Source organism: Mesorhizobium sp. ArgA1 (genome assembly GCF_053714375.1).
In genome coordinates, this window is the sequence record NZ_JBSKBQ010000009.1 from 131801 (window position 1) to 148858 (window position 17058).

Genomic DNA, 17058 nt, shown 5'->3' on the forward strand with positions numbered 1-17058 from the left:
CGATGCCCTTCCTGGCGGACGGAGCGACAGGCGACATGAGACAGGCTCCACTCACTTGATCGCGGCTCACTTGATTGCACCCTGGGTCAGACCGCGGACGAAATACTTGCCGCCGAAGAGATAGATCAGCAGCGGCGGCAGCGCGCCGATCAGCACGGCGGCGCTCATGACATCGTAGGCGCGCACGTTGGTGCCGCTTGCCGTCAGCGCGACGAGCGCGGCCGTGATCGGCTGTTGCTGCCCGGAGGTGAAGACGACACCGAACAGATATTCGTTCCAGATGCCGGTGAACTGCCAGATCACCGTGACGATCAGGATCGGTGAGGACAGCGGCAGAATGATCTTGCGGAAAATGCGCCAGAAGCCGGCGCCGTCGATGCGCGCCGCCTTGATGAGATCGTCGGGGATGCTGACGTAATAGTTGCGGCAAAACAGGGTTGTGAACGAAATGCCCTGGATGACGTGGATGAGGACAAGCCCGTAGACCGAATTGCTGAGGCCCAGATTGCCGAGGATGAACGCCCACGGCATCAATGAGATCTGGCCCGGAATGAAGACGCCGAGCAGCATGCAGGTGAACAGCGCTTCAGAACCCCTGAAACGCCATTTGGACAGGATGTAACCGTTCATCGCGCCGACCGCCGTCGAGATGATCGTCGCCGGGATCGTCATTTTCAGGGAGTTGTAGAAGTTGCGCTGCATGCCCTCGCAGGTGCCGCCGATGCAATAGGTGCTCCAGGCCTGGCCCCAGGCTTCGAGGCGGAAGCTGCGTGGCAGCGAGATCAACCCGTTGCGCGCGATCTCCTGCTGATCGCGGAATGAATTCAGCACCACGACCAGCAACGGGATCAGGTAGATCGCCGCGAAGACGACCAGCAGCCCATAGATGACGAAGCGGGTGAGGAAATGCCGGCGCACCGCAACCGTGGCCGCGTGACGATCGAGAGACTGGTCCAGCACGACGTCAGCCATGGCCGGCTTCCTTGCGCCGCCGCCAGACCACCCAGAACGAGTAGGGCACCAGCACCACGGCAAGAGCGGCAAGCATCATGATGGCGGCCGCGGCACCTTCACCGATCTGGCCGCGTTGGAACATCAGGTCATAAACGTAGATGGCGGGGAAGGTAGTCGAAATCCCCGGGCCACCTTTCGTCAGGGCCGCCACGAGGTCGAAGGTCTTGATGGCGAACTGTATCTGGATGACGGCGACCGCCAGGAAGATCGGCGCAATCGTCGGCAGAAGCACTTTGCGATAGATGCGGACGGTCGATGCGCCGTCGATCTGCGCGGCCTTGACGAGATCCTGATCCACCGAGCGCAGACCGGCCAGGAAGAGCGCCATGGCAAAGCCCGAGGCCTGCCAGACGCCGGTGATGATCACTGCGTAGATCGCATAGTGTCGGTCGCTGGCGAGTGCGAAACCGAAGTTCGTCCAGCCGAAACTGCGCACCAGCGCCTGGATGCCGTCGACCGGGTTGTAAAGCCAACTCCAGACCGTGCCGGTGACGATGAAGGAGACGGCCAGCGGGTAGAGGAAGATCGTGCGCCAGACCGCTTCGCCGCGCACGCGCTGGTCGATCAGGATCGCCAGCAGCAGTCCCACGGCCATCGAGCCGACAATGTAGAAACCGCTGAAGATAAAGAGGTTGTTGTAGGCGATGTTCCAGCGCCGGTTCGCCCATAGCGACGCGTAGTTTTCCAGGCCGACGAAGCCGTAGGTCGGCAGCAGCGAGGAGTTCGAGAGCGAGATGTAGAGCGTCCAGCCGGTGAACACGAAGACGTAGACGAAGCTCGCCACAAGGGAGGGGCCGAGCACCAGCAAGGGCACCGCGGAGCCCAGCCGCTCGCGCCAGGGGCGGGCGGGCGCCGGGACCGACAGGATCAGGTCGTGGTTTGACATTCAGAGCACTGGACTGGCGCGGGACTGGTGTGGGGGATGGCCGGGTGCGGATAGAAATTGCGCCCGGCCGTTCCCGTCTACTTCTGTGCCTCGGCCGCGTCGGCCATCGCGTTGGCGCCGTCCTCGGCTGACATGTCGGGCGTGGCCACGAACTCGGTGATGGAGTCCATGATCGCGCCGCGCATCTTCTGCGGGATGGTCATATTGTGCGCCATCGAGCGGACCAGCGTGCCCTCCTTGATCGACGCCTGCAGATCCTTCTGAGAGAGCTGCTGGCACGGATTGAAGCCCTTCGACAGATCGATATCCAGGCGTGAGGGGATCGAGCCTTTGGCCTGGTTGAAGACCGTCTGGAAGTCGGGCGACAGTATCAGGCTGGCAAGCAGCTTCTGGCCGTCGATGTAATCCTGGTCCTTTTGCTTGAAGAACACGACCGAGTCCGAGTTGAGGATGAAGCCGGGTTTGCCCCAATCGGTCGGCGCCTGGGCGCAGACGTAGTCGGTGCCTTCCTTGAAGCCGGCGGCGGTCAGCAGGCCGATCGTCCAGTCGCCCATGATGTGGAACGCCGCGTCGCCCTTGCCGACGAGCGCCGACATCGAATCCCAGTCGCGGCCGACCATGCCGGGATCCATGTACTTGCTCGTCATCAGGCGCATCTGCTCGAAGGCCTTGACCATGCCTGGGCTGCGCATGGATTCGACATCGCCTTCGACGAAGGCCTTGCGATAGAGATCGATGTCCTGGCCGTAGAGCACGACCTCGAACACCGTCGAATCCGTCCAGTCGGCGGTCGAATGCGAGATGCAGATCTTGCCCGAGGCGACGATCTTGTCGCAGGCGGCATTGAACTCGGCCCAGGTCTTGGGCATTTCCGCCACGCCGGCGGCCTGCATGACCTTCGGCGAGGCCCACAGCCAGTTGATGCGGTGGATGTTCATGGGCGCGGCGACCCATTTGCCGGTCGGCTTCATCACCGGAAGCAGTTCCGGCGCGACCACTTTCTCCCATCCTTCCGAGGCCGCCAGCTCGTCGAGGTCGGCGGTCATGCCGGTCTCGTTCCACTCGGCGATTTCCGGGCCTTTGAGCTGCACGGCAGGCGGCGCATTGCCGGCGATCACGTCGGCGCGCAGCTTGGCCAGCGTATTGGCCGTGTGACCGGCGATCGAGGTCTGTTCCCACTTGCCGCCCTTGGCGGTGAACATCTCGCCGAGCTTGGCGATCGCCTGGGCGTCCGATCCGGTCGCCCATTGATGCAAAAGGTTCGTCTTGGGTTCGGCCAAGGCGGCCCCGGCGACAAAGGTGCACGCAGCAGCAGCGACCGCGAAGGCGGTCATGACGGATTTCATGGTTTCACTCCCATATGGTTGCACGGTTCGTATCGACCGCTTATGGCCGCGGTTTGAAGCCGCTGCCGGCGAGATGCGTTAATCTCGAGTTCTTTCCAAGATGACATATTGAAGCCATCAGTCAACGGTGTTTATGTTGATCCATGACAAAACCTTCGCTTAGAACCTGGCTGATCGACAGACCGTCCGCGTCGCCGGAGAGCATGATCGTGCGCTGCCTGAGCGAGCGCGGCGGCCTCTCGGCGTCGCAGATCGCACGCGTCACCGGTCTGGCGCGCTCGACGGTCTCGACTGCTCTCAACGGCTTGAGAAAGTCGGGGATGGTCATCGAAGCCCCCGCCAGCGGCGATGGTATCAGAGGTATCGGCAGACCAGCCGCGGCCGTTACGCTCAATCCGACGGCGGGCACCTGCGTCGGAATCCACCTGGCTCTTCAGGAGATACGGCTCATCGTCGCCGATGTCTCGCATTCCGTCATTGCCGAACAAACTATCTCCATGCCTCTGGACTACCAGCCGCAACAGGCGGCCCAGATGGTCAAATCGGCAATTGCCCAATCTTACAAGGAAAACGGTCTGCCGGTGGCGGGGCTCCTGGGGGTTGGTGTCTCCGTGTCCGGCCCGGTCAGCCGCGATGGAGTTGTGCTGCGCGCGAGCATGGTTCCAACATGGGCCGGCGTCAACATACGGGATGTATTCGGACCCGTCCTGGAACAGCCGATCTTCGCCGACAATGAGAGCAACTGCTCGGCCATTGCCGAGCTGATGTGGGGGGCGGCCGTCGGCCAGGACGATTTCGTGCTGTTCAAGATCGATCTGGGTGTCGGCGGGGCCATTGTCCAGCAAGGCCGGCTGGTGACGGGCATCGCCGGTGGCGCCGGCGAATTCGGGCACATCAGCATCGATCCCGGCGGCGATCTTTGCCGGTGCGGCAATCGCGGATGTCTGGAGCTCTATGCAAGCTTTGCCCGGCCGTTGGAACAGATTTCGCGTGTCGTGCGGCGGCAAGTCACCATGGACGATGTCATCACCATGGCCGAAGAGGGCGACGTCAGGGCGTTGCGGATGATCGAGGATACCGCCGAGACCGCCGGCCGCGGTCTCGGCCTGATCGGCTCGGTGCTCAATCCGCCGCTTATCATCATCGGCGGGCACATGGCTTTGGCAGGCGACATTCTGTTGACGCCGCTGATCGCGTCCTATGAACGCCACACGCTCATCAAGTCCCGCGATGTCGCTCCGGCCCTGCGCACACGCATAATCGTCGGCAAGCACACCGAGAACGATGCCTTGCTCGGCGCGGTCGGCCTCGTGCTGAGACACCAGACGAAGGAACTGTCGCTGGGGTGATCGTCAGCATCAGGCCGGAGCGCCGTGCTCGTTCAAATCAATTGCACGTATCGGCCGCCTTGAGCGCTTCGGCACGGGAAGGTTGCCGCAAATCCGCGATCCGCCGGACAGAAGCGTAAAACCTCGGATAATCGCCCGAACACAAGTCGAACAAGCGAAGAAAGGCCGGAACCTGTTCACCGTAGACGGCCGTCGCGGCGAGCTTCGCGTTGTTGATCGGGGCATTGAACCAGGCGTCGTATCCCCGGTATCCGGCCCAGTTTTTGTTGCGCATCTGCCGGTAGCGCATCCGCAGCCTGTCGATCACGGCTGCTTTGGCAGCCGCCATCTGCTCCGGGGTGCGGGGACTCTCATAGACCTGCCTTAACTCGTCGCGCGTTTTCGACACCAGTCCGAGAAAATCGGCGCTGCGCTTGCGATCGGCTTCGTAGCGGCGCAATCCGGCCCGATCGCCGGCGGCGCGGAGCCACTTCCTGACGCCGGTGGTTTCGACGGCAACGGCGAACGCCTCGTTGAATGCGGAATCGCCATCCACATAGAGGCGCTGATGCGCCAGCTCGTGAAAAACAAGGCTCGCCAGATAGGTGTCGTCCTGACGTAGCATGGTGCTCAGCAGCGGATCACTGGACCAGCCCAGCGTGGAATAGGCGGTGACGCCCGTGACATAGACGTCCAGTCCCAGTCGATGAAGTTCTACAGCACTTTCAGCGGCGGATTTCCGGGAGAAGTATCCGCGGTACGGAACGCAGCCAAAAACCGGAAAGCACCATGTGCGTGGCGTGAGCGAGAATTGCGGCGCGGCAAAAACCGCCCAGGTCACGGCGTCCCGATGGATGTCGACATAGCTGCGGTAGCTGCTGTTGTCGGGCAACGCCAGTTCATCTGTCGCAAACCGCCTTATGGCGCTCGCCGATGTCAGTTTGGCGCGCAAGGCCTTGGGCGTCGAAGGATCATGGATGAGCTTCCCGACATTCCTGCGCGCCGCCATGATCTGCACATGGCCCTCCAGCGACTGCGCGTAGTAGGAAATGCTGGTGCAGCCGGCCACTGCGGACGCCATAATCACCGCGGCAAGCATCCGAAGAACGCGCTTCACGGTTTGCCCACCCTTGCCCATCTCCCCATGAATCGATGTCTCGATCCTCCGCTCTCAAACAGGCGCACCGATTTTCGTCAAGCTCTACAGGGGCAGTGGGTCTGACTTTCGACTTCGGCAGGGTTGGCAATGCGGCCATTCGCCTTCGATGGACGGAGGTCCACCGGTATCGGCGGAGCCGCGAATCTGTGTTAAGCCGCCGCTCGACCAACCAAAGGACGACAGCTGTGAGCGAACCGACCGTGGCCCAGGCGACCGAGAGCATTTATGCCTCGCTTCGGGCGGACAATGCCGACATCGACGCCCATATCGCGACGCTCAAGGCGGCGCTGGCACGGGAAGGGATAAAACAGGCGGTGTTCGATCCCAGCAAGTTGGCGCAGAACAACCGCCAGGGCCGCAAGTTGATGCAGGCTTATTTTAGGCAGCGTGGCGTGAGCGTGAGCTTTTCGAACTAGCAGAGCCGCGCGAGTCGACTAGCTCCTGGAAAAAACCCAGACCGGAAACGCCCGCAGTGTTGCGGTATAATTGATGACGTGGTCCTTACCGAGCAACATTGAACGCTATATTGCAATTGCCGCTGCCGCCATTTGAAATGGTTCGCCCTAAACGCCCGTTGTCGAGTCGGTGACGCGGCAACCGGCTGCCTCACGAATCAGCCTAAGTCAAGAGATACCCGCTTGCGAGCCGGGTATTTTGCTGACATGCTCTGTTTTTTATGGGGTTTTACACCGTGGCAGGTGTTCAGATGGAAGGGCAAAAGCATGGCAAAGGAATCTACGAATACCGTTTCTTCAGAAAAGAAGGCGGACGCAAATCTCCTAGGTAACGCAGAAGGTAACGGGCTGAACTTCCTGGGAGTCCAGGCTCGTGAGAACGGCGGCGCCGGCGACGCCGTAGGTGTCGACAAGATACGTGATCTGCTGTTCGGCAACCAGATGCAGGACTATGACCGCCGTTTTTCCAAGCTTGAAGAACGGGTCTTGCAGCGCTTCAAGGATGTCGAATCCGAAGCCAAGCGCAATCTCGAAATGTACGAGTCGAATGCAAAGAAGCAGATCGATTCGCTTGCGGGGCAGTTGCGGACCGAAAAAGATTCGCGAGCCGACGCCGACAAGGAGATTGATCGGAATCTTCGCGAGCAAAACCAGGCACTTGAAAAGCAGGTGCGCGCCTTGTCGGATCAACTGAGCGCGCTTGAGCGCGACGTTTCGGACCGGATAAATCGAAACGATCATTCGCTGCGTGAGGAAATCAAGCAGAAGAATGAAGGCGTTCAGATGCTGATCGAGAAAATGTTTGCCGATCTCAGCAACGTCAAGACCGACCGAAACCTTTTGGCTGGCTTGTTTGTCGAGGTTGCAAAAGCTCTGAATCAGGATCCGGTCGGCAGCAAGAGCAGCTCGGACCGTAGCTGGAAAGTGAGTTGATGGGACCTTGACGTCAACCGTCGACCCACTCAACCTACCGAAAAGAACAGCCTCGAACGATACAGAGATTGATCGCGAGGCTCTGGCTCGTCTTTTGATCGAAATTGCCCGGAACGTTGATCCGGACTACCGTGCGCGTTTCGAGGCAGTTCCAACCGCCGATCCTCGCATGGAAACGCTGCGCCAGTTGCTGGTCAGCCGCGAAATTTCGGAGCTTTCACGAGTCACGCATCTGCTGGACGAACCGGAGCAGCTTGCGGCAGCAGTGGGCGACGTTCTTCCCAGTGCGACAGCGCGAGCGTCTCACACGCAACTCGGCGAGGCGCTTGCGCCAGCTGTCGAAAGGGCTGTGCAGCGGTCGATCCAGAAGAGCCCGCGCACACTGACGGATATCTTATACCCGGTGTTTCTGCCGGCAATTCGCAAGTCGATCGGGGAAAAGATCGACCAGACCTTTCAGTCGCTGAATGAAACTTTAAGGCATATATTTACCTGGCATGGCCTCAAGTGGAGATTTGAAGCTTGGAGAACGGGCGCTAGTTTCTCGCAAGTTGTTCTGAAGCATTCTCTTGTCTATCGTATAGAGCATGCCTTTCTCATTCATCGCAATTCTGGGCTTTTGATAGCGCATGTGACGGCCGATAATGCGACGAGCGAAGATCCTCAGCTCATTTCCTCGATGCTTAGTGCAATTCAGGATTTTGTGAAGGACTCGTTTAACGAGAAAGAGCAGAGCGGCCTGGACACCATTCGTTTCGGCGACCTTCGACTCTGGTCGGAAGTTGGACCGTTTGCGACCCTGGTTTCGGTGATCCGGGGAAATCCGCCGGAGGAATTGCACGACATAATTCGCGATGTATTGCTTCGCATCCATGAGGAAAGCTCACAGGCTTTAGAACAGTTTGACGGCGACGGTTCGCAGTTGATTGGCGTAGAGACGCAGTTGCAGACCTGCGTCGAGCTGAAGCAGGAGGAATCAAACGAGGGATTTCCGTGGCTGGTGGCGGCCGTGGCTCTGCTGCTTTTGAGTCTGGCAGGCGGCTGGTACTTTCTTTCCTGGCAATCAGCGCAGCGCTGGCAGGCTTACGTGTCGCGCTGGCAGGCTTACGTGTCGCGACTGGAGGCCCAGCCGGGCATCATCGTTGCCGAACAACAGGTGCGCGATGGCCAATTCTATATTGCCGGCCTGAGAGACCCGCTTGCCGCCGACCCGCAGTCGCTGTTGTCCGGAACGGAGGTCGATCCCGCCCAGGTTCATTCGCAGTGGCAATTCTATCAGAGCCTCGAGCCGGAGTTCGTGTTGAAGCGGCTGACGGCGTCGCTGGCTCCGCCGGATTCAGTACGACTGTCGATCGTCAATGATCGCATCGTTGCCGAAGGCGAGGCGCCCGACACCTGGATAGATCGGGCGCGCGCAGCGGCCCAGCAGCTTTCGGCAGGCGGGCCGGTCTTCGATATCTCCGGGGTCCGTGACGTAAGCCCCGAAGTACGTCAGGCGGAGCGCTGGCAGGCCTATGTGTCGCGACTGGAGACCCAACCGGGCATCATCGTTGCAGAACAAAAGATACGCGACGGCCAATTCTATATCGCCGGCTTGAGAGACCCGCTTGGCGCCGACCCGCAGTCGCTGTTGTCGGGAACGCAGGTCGATCCCGGCCGGGTTCATTCGCAATGGCAGTTCTATGAGAGCCTTGAGCCGGAGTTCGTGTTGAAGCGGCTGACGGCGTCGCTGTATCCGCCGGATACAGTACGACTTTCGGTCGTCAATGGTCGCATCGTTGCCGAAGGTGAGGCTCCCGACACCTGGATAGATCGGGCGCGCGCAGCGGCCCGACAGCTTTCGGCAGGGGGACCGGAGTTCGACATCTCCAAGGTTCGTGACGTGAGTCCCGATGCACGCTCGGCGGAGCACTGGCAGTATTATGTGTCGCGACTTGAGGCCCAACCGGGAATCATCGTCGCCCAACAAACGGCGAGGGGCGGACATTTCTACATTTCCGGCCTGAGAGACCCGCTTGCCGTCGACCCGCAAGCGCTGCTGTCCGGAACGCAGGTTGATCCTGCCCGCGTTCATTCACAGTGGCAATTCTACCAGAGCCTTGATCCGAAGTTCGTGGTGAAGCGGCTGACGGCGTCGCTAAACCCGCCGAAATCGGTTCAGCTTTCGATCGTCCAGGGTCGCATCGTTGCCGTCGGTGAGGCTCCTGCCGGCTGGATCAGCCGGGCGCAGGCCGCCGCCGAACAACTTTCGGCGGACGGAGTGGTTCTGGATGTCTCGCAGCTGAGCGAGCTGAATCTTGCAGAACTGAATTATTTGAGAGAGGCCATCCAGACGACCGATATCTTCTTCTCTTCCGGCAAAGTTGTCCCGGGACCGGAGCAAACGCCGGTTCTCGACAGGTTGGCGGATCAAATAAAGGTATTCGCCCAAAATGCCCGCAAGTCGGGCGTAACAGCGCGGTTCATGTTGACCGGCCATTCGGACACCACGGGCCGCGAGACGGCCAACGCGTCGATCAGCGCCGCCCGCGCCGAGACAGTTCGTGCGCTTCTCAACAAGCGCGGCGTTGCTCCGGAACTGCTGCTGGTTCGGGGCGCGGGCACCTTTGAGCCGCTGGTACCTGAAAATAGTCAAAACGGGAGCTCCACCAACCGCCGGGTTTCGATTACTGTGAACCTGGACTAGCGGAGCCCGAAATGTTGCAAAAAAAGATCTGCATGCTGGGCGGCTTCGCTGTCGGAAAGACGAGTCTGGTTCGCAGGTTTGTGCAAAGCATCTTTTCAGAAACCTACCTGACCACGGTGGGAGTGAAAATCGACAAGAAGAGTGTCGAACTCCCGGGCAAAACCGTGGATCTGATTTTGTGGGATTTGGCCGGCGAAGACGATATCGGCTCATTTCGTGTCAGCTATGTTCGCGGTGCAACCGGGCTCGTCCTTGTCGTCGATGGAACCCGCGCCGCCACCCTTGCGGTGGCGGTCACGCTGCGCGAACGGGTCGAGGCCGAGTTCGGCGCTATGCCGTTTGTATTGCTGATCAACAAATCCGATTTGGCCGATCGGTGGGAAATATCGGATAGTGAGATTGACGAACTGAGGCAGCGTGGATGGCAAATCTATCTGACAAGTGCGCTCTCAGGTCAGCATGTTGATGATGCGTTTCATCAACTTGCTTTGATGGTCGCAAAATAGACCATGCATGGATTGCCAAAAGAAGTCGTAAATTGGATTTTCAATTTCTTCTACAATGGGCACTCTGTCGCTTATGTGAAAATCGACGCCCAGCTTTGCGTGGCTGCGAAGGGCGGTAATGTTGAACATCACGGACTGTCGTCGCTTCGCATTGGCAAGCCTGTTGCCGAGCAGCTTGAGTTCATGGAAGGGCTGCTGCCTTGCCCGGAACTTCCGTTTCATATTCCCATGGTCGAGCTGCCCAGCGGGCGTGTCGCGGACCTTCATTTTTTTTCTGACAATGGCTACACGTGGCTGCTCTTTCTTGACGCCAGCGTCGAACGCGCCAACAGGCAGCGGCTTCAACAGAAAGCTTATGAGATGACGCTCCTGCAAGAAAGGGAGCGTCAACTCAACGAGAAATTACAATCGGCGAACGAGGCGTTGAGGAAGAGCCAGGAGGGATTGGCGCGTGAATACCAGCGCGCCGAAAACCTGCTCCTCAACATTCTTCCGGCGTCGATCGCGGAGCGGTTAAAAGCGCACAAGAAGATTGCCGACAACCACGCAGAGGTGAGTGTGCTTTTTGCCGACATCGTCGGTTTTACGGAAAGAGCGCGGAGCGTCGGAGCCGTGACGACGCTGGCTATTCTGAATTACTTTTTCAAGGCGGCGGATCGGCTCTCTGAACGATACGGCTGCGAAAAGATCAAGACAATCGGCGATTGTGTGATGGTGGTCAGTGGCCTGCCCACCGCGCGATCCGATCATGCAAAGGCCCTCGCGCGCTATGCGCTTGAGCTGCGCAAGGCGGTCAAGCGCGAACGTTTCGCAGGAGAACCGATAAGGCTCAGAATTGGAATTCACTCAGGGCCGATCGTCGCGGGCGTCATAGGCAAGAGGCGGTTCGCCTATGACCTGTGGGGCGAGACCGTTAATCTCGCCTCGCGCATTCAAACGTCCGCGGAGCCCGATGAAATCCGTATTTCGGACGCAACGCACCAACTGCTCGGACCAAAGTTTGTTTGCGACCCACTCGGGGAAACGGAATTGCGTGGTGCGGGCCACGTCCGAATGTGGCGGCTCCCGGCCTGATTGCCGCTTGGTAGCGCCGACCCTTGTGCGCACTGCGTCGGCAAGGTAGCCCGAACGCGCCGTCCGCCGGCATCTGTCCCGGTGAGCCCGATCCAGCTTGTATGACACCAGGCTAATATGCTATTTCTGCGTCATGCGCGGAATGCTGGCACTTGGTATGCTGGTATTGGCGGCTACGACAGCAGCCGCAGGTGAGCAATTGTTCGACTCCGTCGCCGCTGGCGACAAGGGTGCGGTGGAGCAGGCCCTGGCAGGCGGTGCCGAGGTCGACAGCCGGGCACGCGACCAGGCAACCCTCCTCATCGCCGCAGCGCTCGACAACCAGCCGGAAATTGCGGCGTTCCTGGTGGGCAAGAGCGCCGACGTCATGGCGCGTAACTCGGGTGGCTTTACCCCACTTCACGCGGCGGCCTTCTCGGGCAGCCTGCCGATCGCCAAGCTGCTTTTGGAAAAAGGCGCGGTGCTCGACGATGCCGCCAACAAGGCGGGCGCTACGCCGCTGTTGGTGGCCGTCGAGGAAAACCACCTTGAACTGGCCGAGTTCCTTATCGCCAAAGGTGCCGATGTGAACCATCCCGAGGCTCATGGCTACATGCCGACATCGCGCGCATTCTGGAAGGGCAACAAGGACATCTTACGACTGTTGAAACGCCATGGTGCTACCTGCCAAGCCAAAATCCTTGGCGAGGCGAACGCGGCGAAGTGCGCCGAGATCCACGACTGACGGAGGATGCAGATGAGAACGATGATCAAGTCACGCCTGGTTCGGAATCTGGGGGCGGCCGCTCTGGCCGTGGTCGCTGCGGTCGCCGGTGCGGGATCGGCCCGGGCCGACGATTCGGTAAACACCGGCTATTTCGGCGGTGTGGCGATCATGGGCTACGACACGGTCGCTTACTTCACTGACGGCAAGGCCGTGAAGGGCTCCGAAGAGTACACTTATGAATGGCTGGGGACCCCTTGGCATTTCGCCAGCAAGAAGCACCAGGAAATGTTCATGAGCGAACCCGTCAAGTACGCTCCTCAATATGGCGGCTACTGTGCCGGAGAAGTCGTGGGCGGTGGGGTCACGGTCAATGTCGATCCGGAAGCATTCAAGATTATCGACGGCAAGCTCTACCTGATCTACGACGTCGACAATGCGGATGATTTCGCCGCGCATGCGGCTGAAAACATCCCGAAAGCCGATGCCAACTGGCCGCAGGTCGCGGCCAATCTGGAGCTCGACAAGTATCACTGAGACCAGGTTCGCCTACTGAACCACCGTGAAGTGAAACACCTTGCTTGTATTGACATAGGAGTAGCCTTTGCCGGCTGCGTCATTGCGTCTGTAGACGGGACCGCAGTCGGGGCGCCCGAACAGGTTCTCGCTTTGCTCGCACAAGAGATCGCCATCGACGTAGACGGTCTCGGTGACCAGCCGCGTCGTCGTGCGGAAGGCCGCCTTGCCGTCGCTCCCGATCTGAAGGAAGGCTGGTCGTAGTGCGGGTTCGATCTGGCCTTGCAGTGTATGGCCAAGGACGAGGGTCGCGATCTCCGCACCCTTCAACTGGTCGTGTTCGTCCGGGGTAAAGCCGTAGGGCCATTCAGGTAGTCCTGCTTGGCGCAGCGCATTGACGATGGTCGCCAGATCCTGCGGGTTCCGGAAATGTTGAGTCATCTGCCACCCAGCCAAGGAGTCCACGTAGCTGGACCCTTTTCCGAGGCGGAGCCCATCGGCAATTGCGGCTTTCGCATCCGTTAGACGGCCGCCGCTGACATACGCCGCAGCGAGCGTAAACCGAAAGTTGGCAACTGTGGGCGCGTCGTCGCGTGTGCGTTCGAGCGTCTCGATCGCTTTCTCGACATTCCCCTGCAGAAGAAAAACCAGCCCGGCAGCTTCCCGGTTGATGGCTGAAAGGTCGGGGTCGAGCCTGAGCGCCGTCTCGACCGCATTGGCCGCTTCGGCGTGATTGCCGGCGTATAACTGAACATATCCGAGGGCTGCTTGCGCCTCTGCATCGCCCGGACCGATTGAAACAGCCTTCCTGGCAGAGGCAATCGCATCTTCGTAGCGGCGATTCACGACTTGCATGATACCGAGAATAGCATAGGGCGACGAAAGGTCCGGGTCGAGTTCCAAAGCTCGACTCGCCTTCTCATAGGCTCTCTTTCGTGCGGGCGCGCTCTGGATGATGTCGTTGAAGGACTCGCGCCAGACATAGACGGTCGTGCGCGCGTCGGCTGCAAAGGCTTCTGCGAAGGCGGTGTCGAGCCCCTCCGCCTTCTCATAGAGCGCAAGCGCCGCCCGCAGACCGGCCAGCAGGCCGCTGCGTGACGCGGTCTCGGCTTGTAGATAGTAATCGTAGGCCTCGAGATTATTCGTAGGCGGGCGTGCCATGCGCTCGCTCTCCGCTGCCGAAGCCTGGATACCGAGCGCTTTGGCGATCTCCCCGCTCATCTCGTCCTGGACACTGAACACTCCAGCTATGCCGCGGTCGAACCGATTGGCCCACAGATTATCGCCGCTTGCTGTGTCGATGAGCCGGGCATTGACGCGGATTTGCTCGCCGGTGCGTCGGACGCTGCCCTCGACGACGTAGCGGACGCCAAGGTCGCGCGCGACGTCCGCCAGCGCCGCAGGCTTGTTCTTGTAGGCGAAGACGGAATTGCGGGCGATGACATCGAGACCGGAAAGCTTGGTGAGGTCGGTGATCAAATCCTCGGTGATGCCGTCGGCAAAATAGTCCTGGCTCGGATCGCCGCCGAGGTTTGTAAACGGCAGCACGGCGACCGATGGTCGGTCGGTCAGGGAAGATGTCCTCGATTGCCACGCAAACAATCCTGCAAGGAGCGCGACGAACAGCACCGCTATTCCTGCCATCCCGATCGCCCGCGAGGATACCGGCCGGCGAACTGCCACCTTGATCTTCCCTGCGGCCGCGGGATCCAGCAGCAGCCGATAGGCGCGAACCGGATCGGCGATGTTCTTGAGCCGCTGCTCGCCAAGACTGGCAAAGCCGACATCAACCTTGTGGACCGCGTGATCGAATGCGGTTCCGGAGATGCAGACCCCTCCCGGCTCGGCCATAGCCTCGAGGCGAGCGGCGATGTTCACGCCATCGCCGTAGATGTCATTGTCGTCAACGATGACGTCGCCGAGATTGACGCCGATGCGAAACCGGATCTGCCGGGCATCAGCGGTGCCTTTGTTGCGATCGGCCATCCGGCGCTGGATCATGGCAGCGCACTGGACCGCATCGACGACGCTCGCGAACTCGACCAGCGCTCCGTCGCCCATGAGCTTGATCATGCGCCCGTGGAATTCCTTGATCGCGGGGTCGACCAGTTCGCGGCGGCAACTTTTCAACCGCTCGAGCGTGCCTACCTCGTCCTCGCCCATGAGGCGGCTGTATCCGACAACGTCGGCAGCAAGGATTGCGGTAAGCCTTCGCTCCATACCTTCCATCCGCGAGTGCTGAGATATCAATGAGACGCGTGCATCTACTGAGCCACCGTGAAGTGAAACACCTTGCTTGAATTGACAAAGGAATAGCCGCCGCTTCCATCCTCGCGGCGTCTGTAGACGGGACCGCAGTCGGGGCGCCCGAACATATTCTCGCTCAGCTCGCACAAGAGATCGCCATCGACACGGACGGTTTCAGTGATCAGCCGCGTCGTGGAGCGGAAGGCTGCCTTGCCGTCGCCCCCGATCTGAAGGAAGGCTGGTTGGAGACCAGGTTCAAGCTGGCCCTGCAGCGTATGGCCGAGCACCAGCGAGGCGATCTCCTCGCCCTTCAAGCGGTTGTGCTCGTCGCCGGTGAAGCCGTACGGCCATTCTGGCAAACCCGCCTGCCGCAACGCGTCGACGATGAGAGCCAAATCCTGCGGGTTGCGGTATTGCGCACCGTTGAGCCGAATTGCGGACAATGAATCGAACCCCGATTCCGACATGGCGCGCAGTCCCTCGACGACCGCCGCCCTCGCATCCTGCAGGCGGCCGGCGCGGGCGTAGGCGGCACCAAGCGTGATCGTGAAATCGCCGACGGATGGCGCATCGTGGTGGGTGCGTTCGAGCGCTTCGATCGCCTTGTCGTTGCTACCTTGACTGAGAAAGACCAGACCGGCAATTTGCCGGTTGATGGGTGAAAGGTTGGGATCGAGCCTGAGCGCTGTCTCGACCGCCGCGGTTGCCTCGGCATGATTGCCGGCGAACAGTTGCACGTATCCAAGAGCTATTTGCGTCTCCGCATCGCCGGGGCCGAGTGCGACGGCTCGCTCGGCCGAAGCGATGGCTTCCTCGTAGCGGCGATCCACGACCTGCATGATGCCAAGAATCGCATAAGGCGACGAAAGGTCCGGGTCGAGTTGCAGCGCGCGGCTTGCCTTCTCATAGGCGCGCTTGCGCGCAGGCGCGCTCTGGATGACGTCGTGGAACGATTCGCGCCAGATAAAGACTGTTGCGCTTGCATCAGCCGCGAAGGCTTCTGCGAAAGCGGGATCAAGCTTCTCCGCTTTGTCGTAGAGCGCAAGCGCCTCCCGCAACCCGTCGCGCCGGCCGGTCCGTGCTGTCTGCTCAGCCCGAAGATAGAAGTCGTAGGCTTCGAGGTTTTCGGTCGGCGGGCGCGCCATGCGCTCGCTTTCCGCTGCCGAAGGTTGCATGCCGAGCGCCTTGGCGATCTCGCCGCTCATCTCGTCCTGGACGGCAAACACGCCTTCCATGCCACGGTCGAACCGGTTGGCCCATAGATTGTCGCCCGTTGCCGTATCGATGAGCTGCGCATTGAGGCGGATCTGCTCGCCGGTGCGGCGGACGCTCCCCTCGACGACGAAGCGGACACCAAGGTCGCGCGCGACATCCGCCAGCGCCGCAGGCTTGCTCTTGTAGGCGAACACCGAGTTGCGCGCGATGACGTCCAGACCGGAAAGCTTGGTGAGGTCGGTGATCAAGTCTTCGGTGATGCCGTCAACGAAATAGTCCTGGCCTGGGTCGCCGCCGAGGTTTGCAAACGGCAGCACGGCAACCGATGGCCGCGATGCCACCGAGAACTTCGGCCATGCAAAAATGGCGGCAATCGCGGCCATCGCCAGGACGGCGGCGCCTGCCAGGATCATGACGCGCAGGCCCGGCCGGTGTGGGGCGCCTACGACCTTGCCCGAGGCTGCGGGATCCAGCAGCAGCCGATATGCGCGAACCGGATCGGCGATGTTCTTGAGCCGCTGCTCTCCCAGACTGGCAAAGCCGACATCCACCTTGTGGACCGCGTGATCGAATGCGGTTCCGGAGATGCAGACCCCTCCCGGCTCGGCCATAGCCTCGAGGCGAGCGGCGATGTTGACGCCATCGCCGTAGATGTCATTGTCGTCAACGATGACGTCGCCGAGATTGACGCCGATCCGAAACCGGATCTGCCGGGCATCGGCGGTGCCTTTGTTGCGATCGGCCATCCGGCGCTGGATGATGGCAGCACACTGGACGGCATCGACGACACTCGCGAACTCGACCAGCGCTCCATCGCCCATGAGCTTGATAATGCGACCGTGGAATTCCTTGATCGCGGGGTCGACCAATTCGCGACGGCAACCCTTCAATCGTTCGAGCGTGCCTACCTCGTCCTCGCCCATGAGGCGGCTGTAGCCAACCACATCGGCAGCAAGGATTGCGGTGAGCCGTCGCTCCATGTGCGGGTGT

General features: G+C 60.6%; 14 protein-coding genes. 8 read left to right on the forward strand and 6 right to left on the reverse strand.

The window, feature by feature from the left end; translation table 11 throughout:
• Nucleotides 1-66: 66 nt before the first annotated feature.
• The 3 genes from ACWGTI_RS20165 to ACWGTI_RS20175 all read right to left on the reverse strand — a co-directional run bounded on the left by ACWGTI_RS20165 (nt 67) and on the right by ACWGTI_RS20175 (nt 3246).
• Entirely contained in the window at nt 67-972 is a 906-nt protein-coding gene (locus tag ACWGTI_RS20165; RefSeq protein ID WP_454588731.1) for a carbohydrate ABC transporter permease, read from the reverse strand.
• Nucleotides 965-1900, reverse strand: coding sequence for a carbohydrate ABC transporter permease (locus ACWGTI_RS20170; protein ID WP_454588732.1), 936 nt, complete (start codon nt 1898-1900; stop codon nt 965-967). The genes ACWGTI_RS20165 and ACWGTI_RS20170 overlap by 8 nt, the downstream gene beginning before the upstream one ends.
• A 77-nt stretch (nt 1901-1977) precedes the next feature.
• Nucleotides 1978-3246, reverse strand: coding sequence for an ABC transporter substrate-binding protein (locus ACWGTI_RS20175; protein ID WP_454588733.1), 1269 nt, complete (start codon nt 3244-3246; stop codon nt 1978-1980).
• A 203-nt stretch (nt 3247-3449) separates the two neighbouring features.
• Here ACWGTI_RS20175 and ACWGTI_RS20180 point away from each other — a divergent pair, with 203 nt between their 5' ends.
• Nucleotides 3450-4595: an ROK family transcriptional regulator gene (locus ACWGTI_RS20180; protein WP_454588734.1), complete on the forward strand. Its 1146-nt coding sequence runs from the start codon at nt 3450-3452 to the stop codon at nt 4593-4595.
• Nucleotides 4596-4632: 37 nt separating this feature from the next.
• Here ACWGTI_RS20180 and ACWGTI_RS20185 read toward each other — a convergent pair whose 3' ends face one another.
• A complete protein-coding gene (locus ACWGTI_RS20185; RefSeq protein WP_454588833.1) occupies nt 4633-5673 on the reverse strand; it encodes an aminopeptidase in 1041 nt (346 codons plus the stop codon).
• 245 nt (nt 5674-5918) lie between these two features.
• On the opposite strand from ACWGTI_RS20185, the gene ACWGTI_RS20190 reads away from it, so the two are divergent.
• The 7 genes from ACWGTI_RS20190 (at nt 5919) to ACWGTI_RS20220 (ending at nt 12627) form a co-directional block, all read left to right on the forward strand.
• Nucleotides 5919-6149: a hypothetical protein gene (locus ACWGTI_RS20190; protein WP_454588735.1), complete on the forward strand. Its 231-nt coding sequence runs from the start codon at nt 5919-5921 to the stop codon at nt 6147-6149.
• Between the two features lie 306 nt (nt 6150-6455).
• Nucleotides 6456-7121, forward strand: coding sequence for a hypothetical protein (locus tag ACWGTI_RS20195; protein ID WP_454588736.1), 666 nt, complete (start codon nt 6456-6458; stop codon nt 7119-7121).
• 7 nt (nt 7122-7128) lie between these two features.
• Nucleotides 7129-9807, forward strand: a complete 2679-nt coding sequence (locus ACWGTI_RS20200) for an OmpA family protein (RefSeq protein ID WP_454588737.1) — start codon at nt 7129-7131, stop codon at nt 9805-9807.
• Between the two features lie 11 nt (nt 9808-9818).
• Complete coding sequence (locus tag ACWGTI_RS20205) at nt 9819-10313, forward strand: Rab family GTPase (RefSeq protein ID WP_454577858.1); 495 nt, start codon at nt 9819-9821, stop codon at nt 10311-10313.
• Nucleotides 10314-10316: 3 nt separating this feature from the next.
• Nucleotides 10317-11387 (forward strand): adenylate/guanylate cyclase domain-containing protein, encoded by a 1071-nt coding sequence (locus tag ACWGTI_RS20210; RefSeq protein ID WP_454588738.1) that lies wholly within the window; start codon nt 10317-10319, stop codon nt 11385-11387.
• Between the two features lie 133 nt (nt 11388-11520).
• Nucleotides 11521-12111, forward strand: a complete 591-nt coding sequence (locus ACWGTI_RS20215; RefSeq protein WP_454588739.1) for an ankyrin repeat domain-containing protein — start codon at nt 11521-11523, stop codon at nt 12109-12111.
• Between the two features lie 12 nt (nt 12112-12123).
• Nucleotides 12124-12627: a YHS domain-containing (seleno)protein gene (locus tag ACWGTI_RS20220; RefSeq protein WP_454588740.1), complete on the forward strand. Its 504-nt coding sequence runs from the start codon at nt 12124-12126 to the stop codon at nt 12625-12627.
• 12 nt (nt 12628-12639) lie between these two features.
• Here the strand turns inward: ACWGTI_RS20220 and ACWGTI_RS20225 are convergent, their stop codons facing one another.
• On the reverse strand, nt 12640-14826 hold the full coding sequence (locus ACWGTI_RS20225) for an adenylate/guanylate cyclase domain-containing protein (protein ID WP_454588834.1): 2187 nt from the start codon (nt 14824-14826) through the stop codon (nt 12640-12642).
• Between the two features lie 44 nt (nt 14827-14870).
• Nucleotides 14871-17048 (reverse strand): tetratricopeptide repeat protein, encoded by a 2178-nt coding sequence (locus tag ACWGTI_RS20230; protein WP_454588741.1) that lies wholly within the window; start codon nt 17046-17048, stop codon nt 14871-14873.
• Nucleotides 17049-17058: the final 10 nt, after the last annotated feature.